The sequence below is a fragment of the Pelagimonas phthalicica genome (genome assembly GCF_004364805.1).
Lineage (GTDB): Bacteria > Pseudomonadota > Alphaproteobacteria > Rhodobacterales > Rhodobacteraceae > Pelagimonas > Pelagimonas phthalicica.
Genome location: NZ_SOAP01000004.1, coordinates 21,105 through 42,245, shown reverse-complemented (window position 1 = coordinate 42,245; position 21,141 = coordinate 21,105). Strand labels below are relative to the sequence as shown.

The window sequence follows — 21,141 nt, the reverse complement described above, 5'->3', positions numbered from 1 at the left end:
TTGCCCCTTTGCCGTCTTAACCACTTGTTCACCAAGATGAGCGCAAAGTTGCGGTATGACCCGAGGTCCGCATTTCTCTGATTCACAGGCTGCGCTGTTTGACCTGGATGAGGCACCCGTCCAACCGGTGCCCGATACCAAGGTCTTGCCCTCTTATATCAAGGATCACCGCGCCCGGCTGCGCGAGCGGTTCATGATCGGCGGGGCGGATGCGCTGCCCGATTACGAGCTGTTGGAACTGGTCCTGTTCCGCGCCATCCCGCGCCGCGACGTGAAACCTCTGGCGCGGCAATTGCTCAGCCTGTTTGGCGATTTCAACGGGGTTCTGTCGGCCCCTGTTTCGCGATTGGCCGAGATTAAGGGGGTTGGCGATGCGGTGGTGACCGAACTCAAGATTGTTGAGGCGGCGGCGCATCGGCTGGCGCAATCCAAGGTGCTGAAAAAGCCGGTGGTCAGCAGTTGGGACGCCTTGTTGAGCTACTGTCAGACGGCAATGGCGCATGGTGATGTGGAGCAGTTCCGCGTGCTTTATCTGGATCGTAAAAACGTGCTGATCGCGGATGAGGCACAGGGCAAAGGCACGGTGGATCACGTGCCGGTCTATCCACGCGAAGTGGTCAAACGCGCATTAGAGCTGAACGCCACGGCGCTGATCCTGGTGCATAACCACCCGTCCGGTGACCCGACCCCCAGCGGCGCGGATATTGAGATGACGGAACAGATCCGCGAGGCGGGTGAGGTGCTGGGCATCACCCTGCATGACCACCTGGTGATCGGCAAATCCCGCGAGCTGAGTTTTCGCGCCGAAGGTCTACTCTAGACGCACCCAAATTCCGTGCACGGAATTTGCAAATTTCATCGATGAAATTTGGAACCGCGTGCCTCTAGCGCACCCAGACCTCAACCCGGCGATTCACCTGTCGTCCCCAGGAGGTTTCGTCACAGGCCATGGGCATGGCCTCGCCAAAGGCGTCCGAGGCGATCTCGATCCGGTCTAGATCCGCGGTTTCAGCGCTGCGTTCCACTGCTCGGCGCACGGTTTCGGCGCGTTTGCGGGCGATGTCGAGGTTTTCTGATGCCGGACCAACCCCATCAGAGAAGCCAACAAAGACCAGCTTGCGCCCATCATAAACTCCCGCCTCAAGCGAGCGGGCGAGCTGTTGTACGTTGGAGCGCGACTGCGCATCTAGCCGGGTCGAACCGGTTTCAAACCGGAAAGAGGTGGTCAGCCGCCGCATCTCGGACAGGCTGCGCACCATGCGTTGCAGCTGTGCCAATCCGGTTTGCCCTTGGGCCACCACCACCGCATTGGTAAAGCGGTTGCCTTGCAGATCGACGGGCACCTCTTCGGGGGCCTGATCAACGAACCCGGCGCGGCGGATGACGATTTGCGCCGGTGGGGTGCGGGTAAAGGCTAGAAATTCGCGCGCCAATGCGGGCAGACGGCGGGCAGGCACATAGAGGAACATAGGCGCGGTCAGCGGGTAATCCTCGGTCTTGATCGAGCGGCGGGCGGCGCGCAGGGAAAACCCGCAATCGCCGCCAATCACCAATGGCTTGGCATTGGCGATTTCCGAAAAACTGGCAATGCCGATGCCGAACGGGTCGCGCGACACGGCGTTGGCCAGCGCGCCATTGCTGTCATGGCGCTGCGCCGTTGGGGCGAGGGTCACATTCGCCGGGGTCAGAACCCGGTCCTCCAGCCCTTGTGAGAGGCCGGAACCCGCATCGCGCAGATGCACACTGACCGGGGCATCAACCCCGCCCAGCTCGCGCCAATTTGTCAGGCGACCGGACAGGATGCGCGAAAGATCATTGAGCGAGATTTGATCGACCGGGTTGTTATGGGCAACCACCGGAACCAGCGCGTCCAGCGCCAGAACGCGGGCGCGATTGGGTTTTTCCAGGTCCCCCAGCCCGGCCTCGCGCGCCAATGCCACCTCGCTGTCGCGGATCTCGCGCAGGGCCATGACGATATCGGCCTCATCCGCGAGCAGGTCGGCAAAGCCTTCATCGGTGTTGGTCACGCGAAAGGTAAAGACGCCGACGGTTTTCTGGCTGCGGATATTGGTCAGCACATAGGCAAAGCGGTGCGCGTCGATCTTTTGTCGCTTGGCGGTCAGCCCGTTACGCAGGGCAAAGGCTTCGAGCAGGGCAGGCATTAGGACCGAGCCGATGGTGGCCGAGCCCGAGATCGACAATTGTGCCACGTAATCGGTCAACGAGGGGCAAGACGGGCCTTCGCAGAGCACGCCGGAACTGTCGACGGTCAACTCGCCAAATTTGGTTTCGATGCGATAGAACTCGCCATCAAAGCCCAGCAGGCTGCCGGTCAGCTCGATCGCGCCATCGCGCGAGCGCAGGGTGATGTCTTGGGCCAAGGCCGCAATGGCCTGCCCGAATAGAAAAAGTGCGGCGATGATCGCCGCACGCCAAATCTGCATGTTTTGCCCTGCCCAGATCCTGAAGTGACGCGGTTAACGCGCGCTGATTGTCAGGTCTTGGACAAGATTATTCAACACCAGAAAGTCACCAGCAGTGTCGCAGCCGGGAATTTCCAGTGTCAGATCGCGGATGCGCAGATCCGCTTCGCCCACCAGTTCAAAAGTTTGCGCCTCGACCATGGTGTCGCAATTGGCTGCCGTCACCTCGGCCTCGACCGACAGGGCGATGTCGCCATCGCGGGTGGAGGCCCCGGTGGGGTAGGAATAGACCTCAACCAGCTGCGCCTCGGGTGCGGCGCGTTGGCCGAGACGGGTCAGGAACCCACCTTCGCCGCGCGCCGCGGCACCCAGATCACCGCTGGTATCGGCCCAGATATGGCCTGTGCCGAAATATTCAGCGCCAAATTCCAGCGCATGCAATTGCAGCCCGGCCTCGCCGCGCCATTGCACGGCCACGCGGTCATAGAAGGGCATCGAGGGCACTTCGGCGGTGGTCATTGCGCCGTCGCCGCTGGCAAAAGAGGCCATGAAGACCGCGTTTTCCGACAGGGCAGGCACGGTGATGTCAAGCGTGCCATCGGGCTGCATGACCTCGGTGAACATCATGCCCTGGTGGTGGATGGTCACACGGTCGCTGCCATGGCAGGCGGAGGACAAGGACAGGCGCACCATGGCTCCGGCGGCGGGGCTGGATTCCATGCGCACGTCACAGCCAAAGCTTTCGCTGAGCGGTTCCTGCGGCAGGTCGGTTCCGGCCAGACCGGCATCCGCGGCGGCCAGTTCGATTTTCTGGTCGGGCAGGTCGATTTCAAACTGCACATCGGAGGGGGGCAGCGGTAGGGCTGTTGCCGAAGAGACCTCAGCCACATCGGTCACCTGAAGCGGTTCAGCCGCAGCGGTTTGTTTTTGACCGGGCAGGGCCAGGCCGAATTGCATGACATAACCAATGCCCAAGGCGCAAACCAGGGTCGTTCCTGCCAGCAGAGTGCTTTTGAGACGCGCCATTTTGGCCTCCCGTTCATGAAGATACGGGATGAAAATGGCGGGGAAACATGGCGGTCTTGGGGCAGGGCGGCGGAGTCATTGCGGCATTTTGATACCGTATGACGCGAATTGGGGCATTGGTGCCGGGCAGAAGGGGAGAGGGGCATAGACTTGGGAGAAAAAAGGACGGAGGCGTGTGGTCGCCGTCCTGCGGGTTGGCGACGCTCCGTTGCTTTTTGCCACTTTATCTCAGCCAAGCTCTTTACAGCATCCGTGTTCACCCAGACGCTTGAAAATCGCCATCCCGGGGGGCGGGACGGCGATCACGCGGCGGGCCAAGGCCCTTGATTCCGCGTGATGGAGCCTTGTTTTGACGTTTACGCCAAACGCCCGTGGCAGTGCTTGAACTTTTTGCCAGAGCCACATGGGCAAGCATCGTTGCGGCCCGGATTGCCCCAGGTTGACGGATCGTTTTCGTCAAAGCCTTCGATCAGCGGTTCAAAATCACCGGCCAGGGCAGTCTCAGCCCCCTCGGCACCCGCCTGTTGCGCCGCTTGCTGCTGCAAGGCGGCCTGTTGGGCCTGCTGTTGCTGCATCATTTCGGCCATCATGGCGCGCTGCTCTTCCTCGGTCATCGGACGGACCTGAGCAAGCTGCGTGGTGACCTGTTCGCGCAGGGATTCCAGCAGGTTTTCGAACAGTTGGAAGGCTTCGGTCTTGTATTCGTTCAGCGGATCGCGCTGCGCATAGCCGCGGAAGCCCACGACCGAGCGCAGATGTTCCAGCGTCAGCAGGTGCTCGCGCCATTTACCGTCGATGGTTTGCAGCAGGAACTGCTTTTCGATCTGGCGCATGGTGTCGGAGCCAAAGGCCTCTTCCTTGTCGGCCATCAGCTTGTCGCTGGCCTCTTCGAGGCGTTCGCGGATCACGTCCTGGTCGACGCCATCCTCATCCGCCCAACCCATGACCGGAATATCAAGGCCCAGCTTTTCGATGGTCGCGCCATAGAGCCCTTCCATGTCCCATTGCTCGGCATAGGATTTGTCGGGTGCATAGATATCGACCAGCTCGTCAATGACCTCGTGGCGCATATCCTGCGTGATCTCGGACAGATCCTCGGATTCCATGATCTCGCGACGCTGGGAAAAGATCACCTTACGCTGATCATTCATCACATCGTCAAATTTCAGCAGCTGCTTACGGATGTCAAAGTTGCGCCCCTCAACCTTGGCCTGGGCACGTTCCAGCGATTTGTTCACCCAGGGGTGAATGATCGCCTCGCCCTCTTTCATGCCAAGCGAGGACAGCACCTTGTCCAGACGTTCCGAGCCAAAGATGCGCATCAGGTCATCTTCGAGGCTGAGGAAGAAGGAAGATTTGCCCGGGTCGCCCTGACGGCCGGAACGACCACGCAGCTGGTTGTCGATGCGGCGGCTTTCATGACGCTCGGTCGCCAAAACAAAGAGACCACCGGCGTCTTTGACCGCCTGCTCGTCGGCGGTGTGTTCCTCTTCGATCCGGGCCCGGATCGCCTCGGGATCGCCTTCGGGATCGGCGGCGATGGCCTCCATGATCTTGAATTCGACATTGCCGCCCAGTTTGATGTCGGTGCCACGGCCCGCCATGTTGGTTGCAATGGTCACGCCGCCCAGCTTGCCAGCATCGGCAACGATCTGCGCCTCTTGCTCGTGCTGGCGGGCGTTCAGAACGTTATGGGGCAGGTCTGCCGCCTTGAGCATCTGGCTCAACATCTCGGATTTTTCAATCGAGGTGGTGCCGACCAGAACCGGCTGGCCTTTTTCATGGGCCTGCTTGACCTCTTCGACAATCGCTTCGAACTTTTCTTTGCCGGTGCGATAGACTTTGTCGTCTTCGTCAATCCGGGCGACAGGGCGGTTGGTGGGCACTTCGACCACGCCCAACCCGTAGATTTCGGCAAATTCTTCGGCTTCGGTGGCCGCGGTGCCGGTCATACCACCCAGTTTCTCATAGAGGCGGAAATAGTTCTGGAAGGTCACAGAGGCGAGTGTGACGTTTTCAGGCTGGATGTTGCAGCCCTCTTTCGCTTCGATCGCCTGGTGCAAACCTTCGGACAGGCGACGCCCGGCCATCATACGACCGGTGAATTCGTCGATCAGTACAACCTCGCCATCGCGGACGATATAGTCTTTGTCCTTGGTGAACAGCACATGGGCACGCAGACCCTGGTTCACGTGGTGCACGATGGTTGTCGATTCAGGATCGTAAAGCGACTGACCCTCGGGCAGCAGGCCACGGGCCTGAAGGTGCTCTTCGAGGAAATCGTTGCCTTCATCGGTAAAGGTCACATTGCGGGTCTTTTCATCGACCGAGTAATGTTCGGGCGAAAGATCCGGGATCAGCTTGTCGATGGACACATAAAGGTCAGAACGGTCATCCGCCGGGCCAGAAATGATCAGCGGTGTCCGCGCCTCGTCGACAAGGATCGAGTCGACCTCATCCACGATGGCGAAATAATGATCGCGCTGGCTCATCTGTTTGAGCTCGGATTTCATATTGTCGCGCAGATAGTCAAAACCCAGCTCATTATTGGTGGCATAGGTGATGTCGGCGTCATAGGCCTGCTTTTTCTCATCATCGGGCTGACGTGGATAGACAACACCGGTGGTCAGACCCAGCGCGCCATAGACGTTACTCATCCATTCGGCGTCACGCTTGGCGAGATAATCGTTCACCGTGACCACATGCACGCCGCGCCCGGTCAGGGCGTTCAGATAGGCGGCAAAGGTTGCCATGAGGGTTTTGCCCTCACCGGTTTTCATCTCCGAGATATTGCCCTGATGCAGGAAGATCCCGCCCATCAGCTGCACATCATAGGCCCGCAGCCCCAGCGCGCGTTTCGCGGCCTCGCGGCAGTTGGCAAAGGCCTCTGGCAAAAGCTTGTCCAGCGATTCGCCATCTGCGACGCGCTTTTTGAACTCTTCGGTTTTGGCGATCAGGCCGGCATCATCGAGTTTCTCAAACTCGTCCTCCAGCGCGTTGATCTGTGCCACCACCGGGCGGGTGGCCTTGATCTTGCGGTCATTCGGGGTGCCGAACACCTTTCGCGCGAGTTTTCCCAGCATGCTTGATCTACCTGTTTCATCCAACATCAGTCGGCATCTGCTTGCCCGGCGCTCATACAGCCCATATGACGGAAGAAACGACCGGTTTTAAAATGCCCATTCGGCATGTAAGCCCGGGGGTGTGGAGTGTCAACGCCGCCCATGTCGCGGCCCGTCTGGAAGGACCAAAACGATGTTAAAATCCCGCAATTTCTGGGGCACCGTCGCCCTCACCGTGAGCATGGCACTGCCTGTGCAGGCCGAAGAGCTCAAGGTGGACAGCGTTGTGGCGACCGTGGACGGGGTCGAGATCACGCTGGGTCACATGTTGATGGTCCGCGCCTTTCTGCCTGAACAGTACCAGCAACTGCCCGGCGATGTGCTTTGGGACGGGATCCTTGATCAGCTGATTCAGCAGCAGGTTCTGTCGACCGATGAGATGGCCAAGGAAACGCCACGCGTGCGCATTGCGCTGGACAATGAGCGCCGCTCGCAGCTGGCCTCGGTCGTCTTGGCCGAACTGGCCGAACAGCCGATCCCCGAAGACGAGATCAAGGCCGCCTATGAGGCAGAATATGCCAATGGCCCGCAGGGCAAGGAATTCAACGCCTCGCATATTCTGGTCGAGACCGAAGAAGAGGCCCAAGCCATCGTGGCCGAGCTGGCCGCCGGTGCGGATTTCGCGACCTTGGCCAAGGAAAAATCCACCGGCCCATCCGGTCCGGGGGGCGGTGCGCTGGGTTGGTTTGGCCCGGGCATGATGGTGCCCCCCTTCCAGGAAGCCGTGGAAAAAATGGAGCCCGGCGGTGTGGGTGGCCCGGTCAAAACCCAATTTGGCTGGCACGTGATCAAGCTGAACGAGACCCGCATCAAAGAGGCCCCAAGCCTGGATCAGGTGCGCGCGCAGATTGAAAGCACGCTCCGTCAGCAAACCGTGACCAAAAAGATCGAAGATCTGGTCAATGCCGCCAATGTCACCCGCACCAAGAAAGAGGATGTCGACACCTCGATCCTCTCCAATCTCGACCTGCTGGAGAACTAAATGACACTGCCCCGGTCGCCTCTGGCCCCAGAACACTTTCCTGACCTGCCCATGATCAAAGGCGCGCGCTTTGCCGCGGCCGCTGCGGGGGTGAAATATCAGGGCCGAACCGATGTCATGCTGGCCGTGCTCGATCCGGGGTCGGTGATGGCCGGGGTGTTTACACGATCCGCGACGCGCTCCTCTAACGTGCTGGACTGTCAGGCCAAGATTGGCGCTGACAGCGATGCTGGTGCAGCGATCATCGTGAATTCGGGCAATTCCAACGCGTTCACCGGCAAGGCCGGTGATGGCTCTGTCGCGGCGATCTGCCAGGCGGTGGCCGAGGCGACGGGCCTGCCCGAGACACGGGTCTTTACCTCTTCGACCGGGGTGATTGGCGAACGCCTGCCCCATGACCGCATCACCGGCAAGGTGGGCGAGCTGGTCGCGACGCTGGATGAAACCGCACTGAAACCCGCCGCCGAGGCGATCATGACCACCGACACATTCCCCAAAGGGGCCTCAGCCGCGGTCGAGATCGACGGCCAGACCGTCAATATCGCCGGTTTTGCCAAAGGCTCGGGCATGGTTGCGCCGGATATGGCGACCATGCTGGTCTATATCTTCACCGACGCCAAAGTCGCCCGCGCCGATCTGCAAGCTCTGGTCAGCGGCATAAATGCGCGCAGTTTCAACTGCATCACGGTTGACAGCGACACCTCCACCTCGGACACGCTTTTGATGGCGGCCACAGGGGCCTCTGGCGTTGATGTCACCGGTCATGACGCCTTTGCCAAGGCCATGGAAGCAGTCTTTCTCGACCTTGCCCATCAGGTGGTGCGCGACGGTGAAGGGGCGAGCAAATTCGTCACCATCAACGTGACCGGCGCGGCCAATGATGCAGACGCCCGCACCCATGCGCTGGCCATCGCCAATTCGCCGCTGGTCAAAACCGCCATCGCTGGCGAGGACCCCAATTGGGGCCGAATCGTCATGGCCATCGGTAAATCCGGCGCGGCGGCAGATCGTGACCTGCTCTCGATCCGCTTTGGCGATGTGCTTGTCGCCGAAAGCGGCTGGGTCGCCGACAGCTACCGCGAAGAGGACGGGGCGGCGCTGATGAAAGAACAAGAAATCGACATCACCGTCGATCTCGGCCTTGGTCAGGGCTGCTCCACCGTCTGGACCTGCGACCTCACCCATCAATATATCAGCATCAACGCCGATTACCGATCATAACACACGCGCCCTCATGGTTTCTTTGGGCCAAAAATATCCCGGGGAGCGCGAGGGGCTGGCCCCTCGCACCCGCCCGCGAACAGGAGCATTCCCGTGAAAACCATTCTTGTTTCAGCCGTTGCCCTGATTGACGCTGATGGCCGCATTCTGCTGGCCCAACGCCCCGAGGGAAAATCCATGGCCGGGCTGTGGGAATTTCCCGGGGGCAAGGTTGAACCGGGCGAAACCCCCGAGGCGGCCCTGATCCGGGAATTGCAAGAAGAGCTGGGCATCGACACCTGGGCCAGTTGTCTGGCTCCGCTGACCTTTGCTTCGCACACCTATGATGATTTCCACCTGCTCATGCCGCTCTTTGCCTGCCGCAAATGGGAGGGTATCCCGCAGGCCCAAGAGGGGCAGACCCTGAAATGGGTCCGCGCCAGCGAGCTGCGCGATTATCCCATGCCCCCGGCAGATATTCCCCTGATCCCGATCTTGCGTGATTGGCTCTAGGGTTACGCACTGGGACCAGACATTAGGGGCAACCCCTCACCCTGTTGCACATTTTCGCGAGGTTGCGTCCGCTGGTGCAGGATTCTGTTAACCTATCTTTTATAGGTTTGACTCGTGTTGTCTGAGGAGGGGCCTGGACACATGTTTGCGCTTTTGGCTGGGGCAACCCGGACTGTCGCGGTCACACCACATCCCTTCGCAGATCATCACGTTTCGCTGTGTTCAGCACGGTCTTTGGGGAGAACTGCCATGATTAGAACAATCACCCTGGGAAGCTGCGTTTCCATTCAGGGGCAATTTGAGAAGACCTTACCAGATGGGCGGGTTTGTGTGCGCGTTGGTGACAAGCTTTATGTTGGTCGCCTTGTCAAGCCCATTGCTCAGGCGGCTTAAACTCCACCCTCAGGAACGGTCAAAGCCACCAAAGAAAAACCCCCGAAGGTCCTTCGGGGGTTTTTCTTGTTTTGTGATCGGTGCCGACCAAAAGACTTAGTCCAGCGTGCGTTCGATCTCTTCGCGCTCGAAGATTTCGATCACGTCATCAGCGCGGATATCGTCGTAGTTTTCAAACGCCATACCGCATTCCTGACCCGACTGAACCTCGGCCACTTCGTCCTTGAAGCGTTTGAGGGTTTTCAGCGTGCCTTCGTGGATCACCACGTTGTCGCGCAGCAGACGCACACCGGCAGAACGGCGCGCCACACCTTCGGTGACGATACAACCGGCAACCTTGCCAACGCCTGTGACCTTGAACACCTCTTTGATGCTCGCATAGCCGATGAAGTTCTCGCGGATCTCTGCTTCGAGCAGGCCAGAGGCCGCCGCTTTCACATCATCCACCAGGTCATAGATCACGCTATAGTAACGGATCTCAACGCCCTTCTGGTTGGCCGCGTTGCGGGCCGAGGCGTTTGCACGGACGTTAAAGCCAATGACCGGGCAGCCCGAGGCTTCGGCCAGGCCGACATCGGTCTCGGTGATCGCGCCAACACCGGAATGCAGCACGCGCACGCGTACCTCGTCGTTGCCGACTTTTTCCAGCGCCTGAACGATCGCCTCGGACGAACCCTGTACGTCTGCTTTGACCAGAACAGGCAGTTCGGAGACGTTTTCGTCTTCCTTGGCCTTCTGCATCAGCTGTTCCAGGGTGGTCGCGGCACCGGCAGCGGCGCGCTTTTCCTTGGCAAGGTTGGCACGATATTCGGCGATCTCGCGCGCCTGAGCATCGGTTTCCACCACGTTCAACACGTCACCCGCTTCGGGTGTGCCGTTGAGACCCAGAACCTCGACCGGAACCGACGGGCCCGCCTCTTTGACGCGCTCGCCCTTGTCGTTGATCAGAGCACGGACCTTACCGTATTGCTCACCCACAACAAAGATATCGCCGGTGCGCAGGGTGCCGTTCTGAACCAGAACGGTGGCAACAGGGCCGCGGCCCACATCCAGCTGCGCCTCGATCACCGCGCCTTCGGCATTGCGATCCGGGTTGGCTTTGAGTTCCAGAATTTCCGCCTGCAGCGCAATCGCTTCGAGCAGTTCATCCAGACCCTGACCGGTATGGGCAGAGACTTCGACATCCTGTACTTCACCGGACATCTGTTCCACCACAACCTCGTGCTGGAGCAGGTCTGTGCGCACCTTGGTCGGGTTCGCGGTTGGTTTGTCGATCTTGTTGATCGCCACGATCATCGGAACCTGAGCCGCCTTGGCGTGGTTGATCGCTTCGACGGTCTGCGGCATCACCGCATCGTCAGCCGCAACCACCAGAACAACGATATCCGTCACCTGAGCACCACGCGAGCGCATCGAGGTAAAGGCCGCGTGGCCCGGAGTATCGAGGAAGCTCAGCACGGTGCCGCCATCGGTTTTCACCTGATAGGCGCCGATATGCTGGGTGATGCCGCCGGCTTCGCCTGCGGTCACCTTGGCATTGCGGATCGCGTCCAAGAGCGAGGTTTTACCGTGGTCAACGTGACCCATGATGGTGATGACAGGCGGACGACCTTGCAGATCTTCTTCCTTGTCTTCGACCTGTTGAATCACGTCTTCGACGTCAGCGTCAGAAACGCGGGTCACCTTGTGGCCGAACTCTTCGATGATGAGTTCCGCAGTGTCCTGGTCGATGGTCTGGTTCTGGGTCGCCATGATGCCATTGGTCATCAGGGCCTTGACCACATCTGCCACGCGTTCGGCCATCCGGTTGGCGAGTTCCGCCACGGTGATTGCCTCGGGCAGCTGAACGTCGCGCACAACCTTCTCACGCTGCTGGGTGCCACCCATCGCTTTTTGACGGGCGCGTTCCTGCTTGCGCTTCATCGCGGCCATGGAGCGACCGCGATTGCCGTCGCCACCCAGCGCCTGATTCAGCGTCAGCTTGCCGCTGCGACGATTGTCATCGCGGCCACGGCCGCGCTGATTGCGATCGTTGCGGTCATTGTTGTTGCCACGGTCGTCACGACGCGGAGCAGCCTCTTTGGCCTTGCCGCGATTCGGTGCGTCGTCGCGGGCCGGAGCGGGGGCCGGAGCCGCCGCAGCGCGCTTGGCAGCCTCAGCGGCTTCCTTGGCCTTACGCTCTTCGTCTTCGGCCTTCTTGCGCGCGCGTTCTTCAGCTTCGCGCTGTTCGCGCTCTTTCTGTTCCTTCTCGGCGCGCTGACGCTCGCGGGCTTCGGCGCGGGCCTTTTCCTCGGCTTCGCGCTTGGCTGTCTCTTCGGCTTCGCGGGCTTTCGCAGCCTGCAACGCCTTGAGACGACGTTCCATTTCCGCATCAGAGATGCCAGCGGGGCGCTTGCCACCACCGCCTGCCGGGCCAGCAGCGCCCTTGGCCCCAGCCGCACCCGGCTTGGGGACCACAACGCGCTTGCGCTTGGTTTCCACCACGACGTTCTTGGTGCGGCCATGGCTGAAGCTCTGCTTCACATTGCCCGAACGGGCGCCACCGCGCAGTCCCAATGTCTTTTTGCCGTCGTTATCGCTCATGAAGCTTCTTATCCTTTCCGGCGGCCCCTGCCGCCGCGATCCGTGTCTTTCGCCCCTGATTTGGACGCCGGAACACGCATACCCTTCAATCTTTGGGCTTCCTCTACAACACGTGAGGCCAGACCGCCAGTGCCTAGCGCCGCATGTATTACAGATTGACGCCCAAACGCCATTCCCAGCTCATCCGCTGAGAGCCATCCTATATATGTTCCACCATAAGGTGTGCTGAGCTTGGTCTTGCCGCGCTCGGAACCGTCTGTTGCCTGAATCAGGACATCCGCCTGATCCTTCATCAGCCAATCCTTGACCTTTTCGTAGCCAGAAACCGCATCCCCGGATTTGCGCGCAAGGCTGATCAGGTCGATCACCCGGCGCACCAACATTTGTTCCAGCAGCTCAAGCAGCCCTTCGGGCAGTTTCACCGGCTGTTTCAGGGAGCGCTGAAAAAGGCCTTTTGAGATGGCTTTGTCCAGCGCTTTGCGGTCGGAACTCACATATACGCCCCGACCGGGCAATTTACCAGCTAAGTCTGGCACGATTCGTCCATCCGGCCCCAGAACAAAGCGAATGAGGCCGGTTTTCGGCTGTGCCTCGCCTGTGGCGATGCATTTGCGTTCCGGACCGTCTTCGCGGTTTTTTGTCTGGCCGCCTCGGGACATCAGGTTCAGACCTCTTCCTCGGTTGCTGCATCTTCGCCGTCTTCTTCCTCGGCTGCTTCCAACTCGGCAGGGTCAACCCAGCCCAGCAGGATGCGCGCGGTCATGACCATGTTCTGCGCCTCTTCGAGATCGACGTCGAACTTTTCGAGCAGACCGTCATCCTTGACGCGCTGACCATCAACGGTGGTCCAGCCACCGGCCAGCTCCCAGTCGGCGCAGGTGGCGAAATCTTCGAGCGAAAGAACACCGTCCTCGGCCAAAGCTTCGATCATCTGCGGGGTCAGGCCCTCAAAATCGATGAGGTTTTGCTGAACACCCAGTTCCTGCGCGCGTTCCATCGCCTTGCGGGCCTGTGCCTCAAGGAATTCACGGGCGCGGGTCTGGAGTTCGTTGGCGGTGTCTTCGTCAACACCGTCAATCACCAGCAGCTCGTCGATTTCGACATAGGCGACTTCTTCGAGATTGGTGAAGCCCTCAGACACCAGCAGCTGGGCAAAGAATTCGTCCAGATCCAGCGTTTCCATGAACAGCTTGGTGCGCTGTTCGAATTCTTTCTGACGGCGCTCCGATTCCTCGGATTCGGTCATGATGTCGATATCCAGACCGGTGAGCTGCGACGCCAGACGCACGTTTTGACCGCGACGACCAATCGCCAGCGACAGCTGCTCGTCAGGAACGACAACTTCGATGCGCTCGGCCTCTTCGTCCAGAACCACCTTGGAAACCTCGGCAGGTTGCAGAGCGTTCACCAGGAAGGTCGGCGTGTCTTCATTCCAGGGAATGATGTCGATCTTTTCGCCTTGAAGCTCGTTCACAACCGCCTGAACGCGGGAGCCACGCATACCAACGCAAGCCCCAACAGGGTCGATGCCGCCATCGTGCGAGATCACGGCGATCTTGGCGCGCGAACCCGGGTCACGGGCCACGGCCTTGATCTCGATGATGCCGTCATAGATTTCCGGCACTTCCATCTTGAACAGCTCGGCCATGAATTCCGGCGCGGTGCGGCTGAGGAAGATCTGCGGGCCACGGGTTTCGCGGCGCACATCCTTGATGAAGCAGCGCACGCGGTCGCCGGGGCGATAGCTTTCGCGGCCGATCTTTTCATTGCGGCGCAGCATGGCTTCGCCACGGCCCACATCGACAATCACGTTGCCATATTCTTCGCGCTTCACAGCACCGTTGATGATGGTGCCGGCGCGATCCTGGAATTCTTCGAACTGGCGGTCACGCTCGGCTTCGCGCACCTTTTGCAGGATGACCTGCTTGGCGGATTGCGCGGCGATACGGCCCAGCTCCACCGGAGGAACCTCTTCGACAAAGGTGTCGCCGATCTGAGGGTCTGCCATATATTGCTTGGCCGTCTCGACGGTCATTTCCGCCTGGTAGTTTTCCAGCTCCTCCTCATCGACGACGGTGCGCACGCGGGTAAAGGTCGCCTTGCCGGTCTTGCGGTCAATCGAGACACGGATGTCCATTTCCGCGCCGTAGCGTGATTTCGCCGCCCGGGCGAGGCTTTCTTCCATGGCTTCGACAACCAGACCGGGGTCGATCATCTTTTCGCGTGCCACCGCTTCGGCGGTTTGCAGCAGTTCCAGCTGGTTGGCAGAGGTGATTGCCATCGCTCTTACTCCTCCTGCGGGCCGGTTTCGGCCTCGATTTCATCGAATTTGGATTCATCCACAGCCTGCGCTTTGCGCGCACGCAGCATTTCAGTGACCAGCTCGTCGGTCATGACCAGCTTGGCCTCGGCCAGCCAGTCGTAGTTCAGGCCGATGGTGACGGTTTCGCCGTCCTGGTCGGTGTTGATCAGCACATCATTGTCTTCGACCCCGGCCAGAATGCCGCGAAAGCGCTTGCGCCCGTCGATCAGGTCGGCGGTTTCCAGCTTGGCCTCATAGCCTTCGAAATTGGCGAAATCCTTGAGGCGGGTCAGGGGGCGGTCGATGCCGGGGCTGGAGACCTCAAGGTTATAGGCGTCCGTCACCGGATCCTCGACATCCAGAATGGCGCTGACCGCGATGGAGATTTCGGCGCATTGGTCAACTTCGATGCCGCCCTCGGGGCGTTCGGCCATGATTTGCAAGGTCTTGGTGTTGCCGCCCATCAGGCGGATGCGCACCAGTTCAAACCCCATATCCTCGATGACAGGGGCGATGATTTCAGCGATACGCCGATCCATGGCGGATTTGGCGATGAGATCACTCATGTTTGTCTGCCTTTCCGGCACTTGTTGCAGGCGGATCCTGCAAGCACAAAAAAACGGGCCAGCGGCCCGTGCATCTTTCCCGGTGGGTGGTGGGTGTGGACCCCAGCACGCCGCTGTTGAGGGGGATATAGGAGGAATGCGCCCATAAGGCAAGGGATTCGTTTGAGGGGCTGGCAGGAGAGGGGGCCAGCCCCCTCACCCCCGGAGTATTTGGGCCAAGAAGAAACCCGGGTGGAGTTTGCTAACCAGGCTGTTAGGCCGAATTCGTAAGGCGGTCGATGACCCGGCGGATCATGGCGAGGTCGACAAAGACCTTGTTGATCTCGCCGGTCAGCTCGGACATCGGCTGATTGATGCCGGGCATTTTCAGGAAATCCTGTTTGCGCCCCATGGCCATCAGAAAGTCGCGCCCGTCAAAGGCACAGCGAATATCGGTCGAGCCCAAATCCATCAGGTTGTCGAGGAAGGCATCGGGGAGGTATTCCAGCGCCGCTTCGCCATGATCAGCATGTAGCTCGAAAAAACGCTCAAACTCCGGGTGGCCGGTTTCAACCCGTGGCATGCCGCGCCCTTTGCCGCCCGAGAACATGCCCGCAAAACGATTGCCGAGCTTGCCATAATCCTTTGTGATCAGGATCGGGCAGGGGGCATCGTTGAGCAGAGAGATGCGGAACAGCAGCCCGCGAAACACGGTTGAATCCGATCTGTCTCCATCGGAATCGGTGCTTTCCTTGGTCAGGGTTGCCTCGACCATGGCGTAATCGACGCCGTTATAAGTGCCTTCGATCCGGTCTTCGAGGCTGGCATCATCGTAATTGGCCACCAGTTTCAGCGATGTGAAGCGGCTGAGCCCAAAGCCTTTGCCCGCATGGCGATCATAGTGCATGTCGCCGACAAAGTCGCAGACCGGCGGCATGATGACATCGTTGATGGTGCTGCTCCAGCCACCAGTGGCGCGGCCCTTGCCGATCATGGCAACAAAGAACCCGCCACCAATGCCTGCAAACATGATCATGAATTGCCATTCATGGCCTTGCAGCAGGAAAAACGCCGCGACGCTGATGGCGATGCCGATCCCCATGATGATCCAGAAATTGCGCTGCCCTTCCTTGCGCATGTTTTGGCGCTGGGTTTCGAGCATGTTCAGCTCGGGTTCGATCCGGTCATAAAAGACCTCGGCAAAGCCCTTTTCGATGGGGAGTTTTTCCAGATATTCCATAATGCCCAATGTCCCTGTTTGAATAAATTGCGCGCAGGCTAACCCCTTGGGCGCGTTCTGTCAGGGCAGAGATTCCTGACCCTGTCAGGCGGTCACAGCGGCGATGATCCAGCTGACGGTCAGGATGCTGACGGCGGTGGAAATCAGGATCGCCGCCGAGACTCGCTGGGGCGCGACGCCGTAATGCTGGGCAAGGATAAAGACATTGCCCGCCACAGGCAGGGCGGCAGCGGAAATCGCCACCGAGGCCGGGTAGTCGCCGACCTGAAACAGGTAATAGACGCCAATGGCGACAAAGAGCGGGTGCAGGATCAGCTTGGCAAAGCTGAGCCAGACGGCAATCTCGATCCGTTCCGCCGATTTCGTCGCGAGCGAAGCGCCGATGGCAAAGAGCGCGCCGGGGGTGGCGGCATTGCCCAGCGTGGTGAGGAAAGAATTGGCAACCTCGGGCAGGGTGACGCCGCTGGCCGACACACATAGCCCCAGTGAGATCGACACGATCATCGGGTTTTTCAGCAGGCCCATGCTGACGGTCTTCACCATGGCCAGCTTGGAGCGCCCCTCGCGCGAGCCGGTGATCAGGATCACCAAAAGCGAGGAAAACACGATGAGGTCGATGGACAGCACAAGGATGATCGGGCCGATGGCCTGTTGTCCCAAAAGCAGCGCCAGCATCGGCACGCCAAGAAAACCGGTATTGCCGATCGCCCCCACCTGCGCTTCGATCGCGGCGGTGGCGACATCGAGGCGGCGCAGAAAACCGACGATCATCACCACGCCGTAAACCGCAGCGGTGCCAAACAGATAGGCCCCGGCCAATTGCGCATCAAAGATCTCCGCCAGCGAAAGATTGGCGGAAAAACGGAACAGCATCGCCGACAGGGCAAAGTAGAACACGAACTTGGTCAGGTTTGCCGTGGCCTGTTCATCAAAGAACCGCGTGCGTGCCGCGCCATAGCCCAGCCCGATCAAGCCAAAGAATGGCAGCGTTTTCAGCAAAACCTCAATCATACTGAGTTGGTAACATGTTAATTTTTGGCGTCAATTGGCTTGGCAGGCGTTAACCCTTTGACAATCAGTTGACAGCTGTCAACTTTTCCACAACACCGCCGACAAGCGAGGATGTGATGAGCAACAAATACGCCCCTTTTGAGCGCATGGTCACGGCCGCCCGCCCTTCATCTGGCTTGGGGCGGCTGGCTTTGGGGTTGGTTGCGATTGCGTTTTTGCAGATCGTGCTGGTGCAGGCGGTGTTTGCGATCATTCATACGGTGGCCTCGGGTGACACCTATTTCCGTCTGGTCTCGGGCATTCAGAGGGCGGATACGCCCGGGTCGCTTTTGGCGGTGCTGATCTTGACCGGTTGCATGGGGCTGGGGGTGATCGTGGCGAGTGAGCTGGTGCATCAACGCCCATTTCGCAGCCTGTTTGGTCCGCTGCGCCCCGCTGTGACGCAATTCTGGGCGGTGCTGCGGATGATGATCGGGCTGACGGGCGTGATCATGGCGCTGATGTTCCTGACCGGTGAACCTTTGTTGCCCGGTCTGTCGCTCGGGCATTGGCTGATGCTGTTGCCGCTGACCATTGTGGCGCTGCTGATTCAGACCGGGGCCGAAGAGCTGGTCTTTCGCGGCTATTTTCAGTCGCAACTGGCGGCGCGCTTTGCCAATCCCATGGTGTGGATGTTCGTGCCATCGACCCTGTTTGCCATGCTGCATTACCAACCCGAGGTCTATGGTTCGAATGCGTCGTTTCTTGTGGTCTGGTCTTTGCTCTTTGGCATTGCTGCAGCCGACTTGACCGCGCGCACCGGCACGCTGGGCCCCGCCATTGCGCTGCATTTCGCCAATAACTTTACCGCGCTGGCGCTGGTCTCTTTATATGGGGATATGTCGGGTCTGGCGCTGTGGCAGCTGCCGTTTGGCCCCGAGGCCGAGGCCGCCATTCGTGCCGAAATGCCCGCCGAGTTCCTTTTTATCGTGATTTATTGGCTTGCGGCGCGTCTTGCCTTGCGGGTTTGATTGCATTTCCGTTCCGTCACGCTTAAGTGAGGCGAAATCAGAAAACCGCCAAGGTGCCCAATGAACTGGATTTCAAACTACGTCCGTCCTCGCATCAACTCGATCTTTTCGCGCCGTGAAGTGCCCGAGAACCTTTGGACGAAATGCAGCGAATGTGGTACCATGCTGTTCCATCGCGAGCTGAGCGACAACCAGCACGTTTGCACCAATTGCAATCACCACATGCATATCACCCCGCGTGAACGGTTCCACGCGCTGTTTGATGGTGGTGTTTATGCCGAGGTTGAGGTGCCCGAACCCATCGCCGACCCGCTGCAATTCCGCGATCAAAAGAAATATCCCGAGCGGATGAAAGCGGCGCAGAAAAAGACCGGTGAGAAAGAAGCCATGCTGGTTGCAGCCGGTGAAATCGGACGCACGCCCATCGTGGCCGCCGCGCAGGATTTCAGCTTTATGGGTGGCTCCATGGGAATGTATGTCGGCAACGCCATCGTTGCCGGTGCCGAAGAGGCCGCGCGCCTTGGTCGCCCCTTTGTGCTGTTCTCCGCTGCGGGTGGGGCCCGTATGCAAGAGGGTATTCTGGGCCTGATGCAGATGCCGCGCACCACCGTGGCGCTGCAAATGCTCAAGGAAAAGAACCTGCCCTATATCGTTGTGCTGACCCACCCGACCACCGGGGGCGTGACCGCGTCTTATGCGATGCTGGGGGATGTGCAGATTTCCGAACCCAACGCGCTGATCGGCTTTGCCGGGGCGCGGGTGATTGAGCAGACCATCGGGGAAAAACTGCCCGAGGGCTTCCAGCGCGCTGAATACTTGCTGGAACACGGAATGCTCGACCGCGTCACCGACCGCCGCGAGATCCGCAAAGAACTGATCATGATCTGCCGCATGCTGATGAAGCAGACGCCACCCACATGGGGTGACCTGCCCGCGCCTGGACCAGAAGATCAAGACGTCGCTGCGCCAGAGGCCGACCAGAAATGAGCCAAGCCCGCTCGGATGTCATCCTGGATCGGATGATGGCACTGCATCCCAAGGTGATGGATCTGGTGCTGGATCGCGTGTGGCGTTTGCTGGACGCGCTGGGCAATCCGCAGAATGATCTGCCGGGGGTGATCCACCTTGCCGGGACCAATGGCAAGGGCAGTACTCAGGCCATGATCCGCGCGGGTTTGGAGGCGGCGGGCAAGAGCGTGCACGCCTATACCTCCCCGCATCTGGCGCGGTTTCATGAGCGCATCCGGCTGGCGGGCACTTTGATCACCGAAGAAGCGCTGAGTGCGATCCTCGATGAATGCTATGCCGCCAATGGTGGCGAGCAGATCACCTATTTTGAGATCACAACCTGCGCCGGGCTGCTGGCCATGGCGCGGACACCGGCGGATTTCACCTTGCTCGAAACCGGGCTGGGTGGGCGGTTGGACGCCACCAATGTGGTTGAAAAGCCGGGCCTGACGGTGATCACGCCGATCTCGATCGACCATGAACAGTTTCTCGGCAACACCCTGGCCAAGATTGCCGGAGAGAAAGCGGGCATTCTGAAACGCGGCGTGCCTTGCGTTGTTGGCCCGCAACCCGATGAGGCGATGGAAGTTATAGAGGATCGGGCGCGCGCCTTGGGTTGTGAACTGATCGCCCATGGTCAGCACTGGCATGTGTATGAGGAACGCGGTCGCCTGATCTATCAGGACGAAACCGGCTTGCTCGACCTGCCCTTGCCCAACCTGCCGGGCGAACACCAGTATCAGAATGCCGGGGCGGCCTTGGCGGCTTTGCGGCATCTGAACATGGGCGAAGCAGCTTATGAGGCGGCGGTGTCCGAGGCTTATTGGCCCGCGCGGATGCAGCGGCTCAAGGATGGTCCCCTGGCCGAGGCGGCTCCGGGTGTCGAGCTGTGGCTCGATGGCGGGCATAACCCAGCAGCGGGGGAGGCTTTGGCCAAACACCTGTCAGGCCTGCCAAAACGCCCGACCTATCTGATTTGTGGCATGCTTAACACCAAGGATGTCAGCGGCTATATGCGCCCCTTGTCCGAGCAGGCGCAACATCTGACCGGGATATCCATCCCGGGTGAGGCGGCAACCCTGTCGGCAGAAGACACCGCCAAGGCGGCGGCCAATGTCGGCTTTGAGACGGCAACCGCCCCGGATGTGGCGACCGCTTTGACAAGCATCGCCAAGCAAGAGCCGCAGGCGCGGGTGCTGATTTGCGGCTCTCTCTATCTGGCGGGCTATGTGCTGCGCGAATTCGCGCTGCCCGAATAGGGGTTAGCCATCACGACCTTGAATCCGTGCCGGCTCTTTCAGAGTTGGCACGGGCTTGGGGTTGTTTGCCGGGCCCAGTTTGCAATAGGTTTCCTTGCCAAAGGTGACTTTGTCCAAGCCGTTACAGCCGGTTTTCGCACCGGGCTTTGAGTAGCAAATGCCGCCCACTTTATAGGGGCAGGCAGGGTCATCGGTTTTCTTTGGGGCAGCATGGGCGGCGGAGGCCAGAACAAGCGCGGCGGCGATAACGCCAAAAGAGAGCTTTTTCATATCTAGATACCTTATCTTACTGTTTTCAAATATCGCTTGGCTGTCTGCGAAGCGTGGAAAACAGATGTGGCACGGTCTCGGGTTTCGAAAGTAAGGCTTTCACTACGAGGCTGCTAAAAGGCCGTTCTGACGGCGATTTTCCCAAAACGGGTGTTTTTCCCATGAAAATTCCCCTTTTGAGGGTTGATTTACACGCTTGTGTGCACCCACCGCATATTGACTGATTCAACCCGTCTGCCCTATATTTTGGAATA

Annotated in this window: 18 protein-coding genes; 8 read left to right on the top strand and 10 right to left on the bottom strand. The window is 59.7% G+C overall.

Features of this window, described 5'->3' with window-relative positions; genetic code table 11:
* Positions 1–55: 55 nt before the first annotated feature.
* Positions 56–820, top strand: a complete 765-nt coding sequence (gene radC, locus CLV87_RS20805) for a RadC family protein (protein ID WP_099248316.1) — start codon at positions 56–58, stop codon at positions 818–820.
* A 64-nt stretch (positions 821–884) separates the two neighbouring features.
* On the opposite strand, the gene CLV87_RS20800 is transcribed toward radC, so the two are convergent.
* The 3 genes from CLV87_RS20800 to secA all read right to left on the bottom strand — a co-directional run bounded on the left by CLV87_RS20800 (position 885) and on the right by secA (position 6,532).
* Positions 885–2,444 (bottom strand): phosphate ABC transporter substrate-binding/OmpA family protein, encoded by a 1,560-nt coding sequence (locus tag CLV87_RS20800; protein WP_099248318.1) that lies wholly within the window; start codon positions 2,442–2,444, stop codon positions 885–887.
* A 33-nt stretch (positions 2,445–2,477) separates the two neighbouring features.
* A complete protein-coding gene (locus CLV87_RS20795) occupies positions 2,478–3,449 on the bottom strand; it encodes a translocase (protein WP_099248320.1) in 972 nt (323 codons plus the stop codon).
* Between the two features lie 356 nt (positions 3,450–3,805).
* On the bottom strand, positions 3,806–6,532 hold the full coding sequence (gene secA / locus CLV87_RS20790; protein ID WP_099249289.1) for a preprotein translocase subunit SecA: 2,727 nt from the start codon (positions 6,530–6,532) through the stop codon (positions 3,806–3,808).
* A gap of 172 nt (positions 6,533–6,704) precedes the next feature.
* Between secA and CLV87_RS20785 the strand changes: the two genes are divergently transcribed.
* From CLV87_RS20785 to CLV87_RS23985, 4 genes are all read left to right on the top strand, one after another.
* Positions 6,705–7,553, top strand: a complete 849-nt coding sequence (locus CLV87_RS20785) for a peptidylprolyl isomerase (RefSeq protein WP_099248322.1) — start codon at positions 6,705–6,707, stop codon at positions 7,551–7,553.
* Positions 7,554–8,774, top strand: a complete 1,221-nt coding sequence (argJ, locus tag CLV87_RS20780) for a bifunctional glutamate N-acetyltransferase/amino-acid acetyltransferase ArgJ (protein WP_099248324.1) — start codon at positions 7,554–7,556, stop codon at positions 8,772–8,774. It abuts the gene before it with no gap.
* 93 nt (positions 8,775–8,867) lie between these two features.
* On the top strand, positions 8,868–9,266 hold the full coding sequence (mutT, locus tag CLV87_RS20775) for an 8-oxo-dGTP diphosphatase MutT (protein WP_099248326.1): 399 nt from the start codon (positions 8,868–8,870) through the stop codon (positions 9,264–9,266).
* Between the two features lie 249 nt (positions 9,267–9,515).
* Complete coding sequence (locus tag CLV87_RS23985) at positions 9,516–9,659, top strand: hypothetical protein (protein ID WP_099248328.1); 144 nt, start codon at positions 9,516–9,518, stop codon at positions 9,657–9,659.
* Positions 9,660–9,755: 96 nt separating this feature from the next.
* Here the strand turns inward: CLV87_RS23985 and infB are convergent, their stop codons facing one another.
* From infB to CLV87_RS20745, 6 genes are all read right to left on the bottom strand, one after another.
* The gene (gene infB, locus CLV87_RS20770; protein WP_099248330.1) at positions 9,756–12,242 is read right to left on the bottom strand and encodes a translation initiation factor IF-2; all 2,487 of its coding nucleotides are present in this window, start codon (positions 12,240–12,242) and stop codon (positions 9,756–9,758) included.
* A gap of 8 nt (positions 12,243–12,250) precedes the next feature.
* Complete coding sequence (locus CLV87_RS20765; RefSeq protein ID WP_099248332.1) at positions 12,251–12,901, bottom strand: RNA-binding protein; 651 nt, start codon at positions 12,899–12,901, stop codon at positions 12,251–12,253.
* A gap of 5 nt (positions 12,902–12,906) precedes the next feature.
* Positions 12,907–14,523, bottom strand: coding sequence for a transcription termination factor NusA (gene nusA, locus CLV87_RS20760; RefSeq protein ID WP_099248334.1), 1,617 nt, complete (start codon positions 14,521–14,523; stop codon positions 12,907–12,909).
* A gap of 5 nt (positions 14,524–14,528) precedes the next feature.
* The gene (gene rimP, locus CLV87_RS20755; protein WP_099248336.1) at positions 14,529–15,110 is read right to left on the bottom strand and encodes a ribosome maturation factor RimP; all 582 of its coding nucleotides are present in this window, start codon (positions 15,108–15,110) and stop codon (positions 14,529–14,531) included.
* 253 nt (positions 15,111–15,363) lie between these two features.
* On the bottom strand, positions 15,364–16,329 hold the full coding sequence (locus CLV87_RS20750) for a DUF3137 domain-containing protein (RefSeq protein WP_099248338.1): 966 nt from the start codon (positions 16,327–16,329) through the stop codon (positions 15,364–15,366).
* Between the two features lie 84 nt (positions 16,330–16,413).
* Complete coding sequence (locus CLV87_RS20745) at positions 16,414–17,340, bottom strand: AEC family transporter (RefSeq protein ID WP_099248340.1); 927 nt, start codon at positions 17,338–17,340, stop codon at positions 16,414–16,416.
* Between the two features lie 116 nt (positions 17,341–17,456).
* Between CLV87_RS20745 and CLV87_RS20740 the strand changes: the two genes are divergently transcribed.
* The 3 genes from CLV87_RS20740 to CLV87_RS20730 are packed head-to-tail and all read left to right on the top strand — an operon-like array spanning position 17,457 to position 20,617.
* A complete protein-coding gene (locus CLV87_RS20740; protein ID WP_099248342.1) occupies positions 17,457–18,350 on the top strand; it encodes a CPBP family intramembrane glutamic endopeptidase in 894 nt (297 codons plus the stop codon).
* Between the two features lie 60 nt (positions 18,351–18,410).
* Complete coding sequence (accD, locus tag CLV87_RS20735; RefSeq protein ID WP_099248344.1) at positions 18,411–19,337, top strand: acetyl-CoA carboxylase, carboxyltransferase subunit beta; 927 nt, start codon at positions 18,411–18,413, stop codon at positions 19,335–19,337.
* On the top strand, positions 19,334–20,617 hold the full coding sequence (locus CLV87_RS20730) for a bifunctional folylpolyglutamate synthase/dihydrofolate synthase (RefSeq protein ID WP_099248346.1): 1,284 nt from the start codon (positions 19,334–19,336) through the stop codon (positions 20,615–20,617). The genes accD and CLV87_RS20730 overlap by 4 nt, the downstream gene beginning before the upstream one ends.
* 3 nt (positions 20,618–20,620) lie before the next feature.
* Here the strand turns inward: CLV87_RS20730 and CLV87_RS20725 are convergent, their stop codons facing one another.
* The gene (locus tag CLV87_RS20725) at positions 20,621–20,887 is read right to left on the bottom strand and encodes a hypothetical protein (RefSeq protein ID WP_099248348.1); all 267 of its coding nucleotides are present in this window, start codon (positions 20,885–20,887) and stop codon (positions 20,621–20,623) included.
* Between the last annotated feature and the right edge of the window lie 254 nt (positions 20,888–21,141).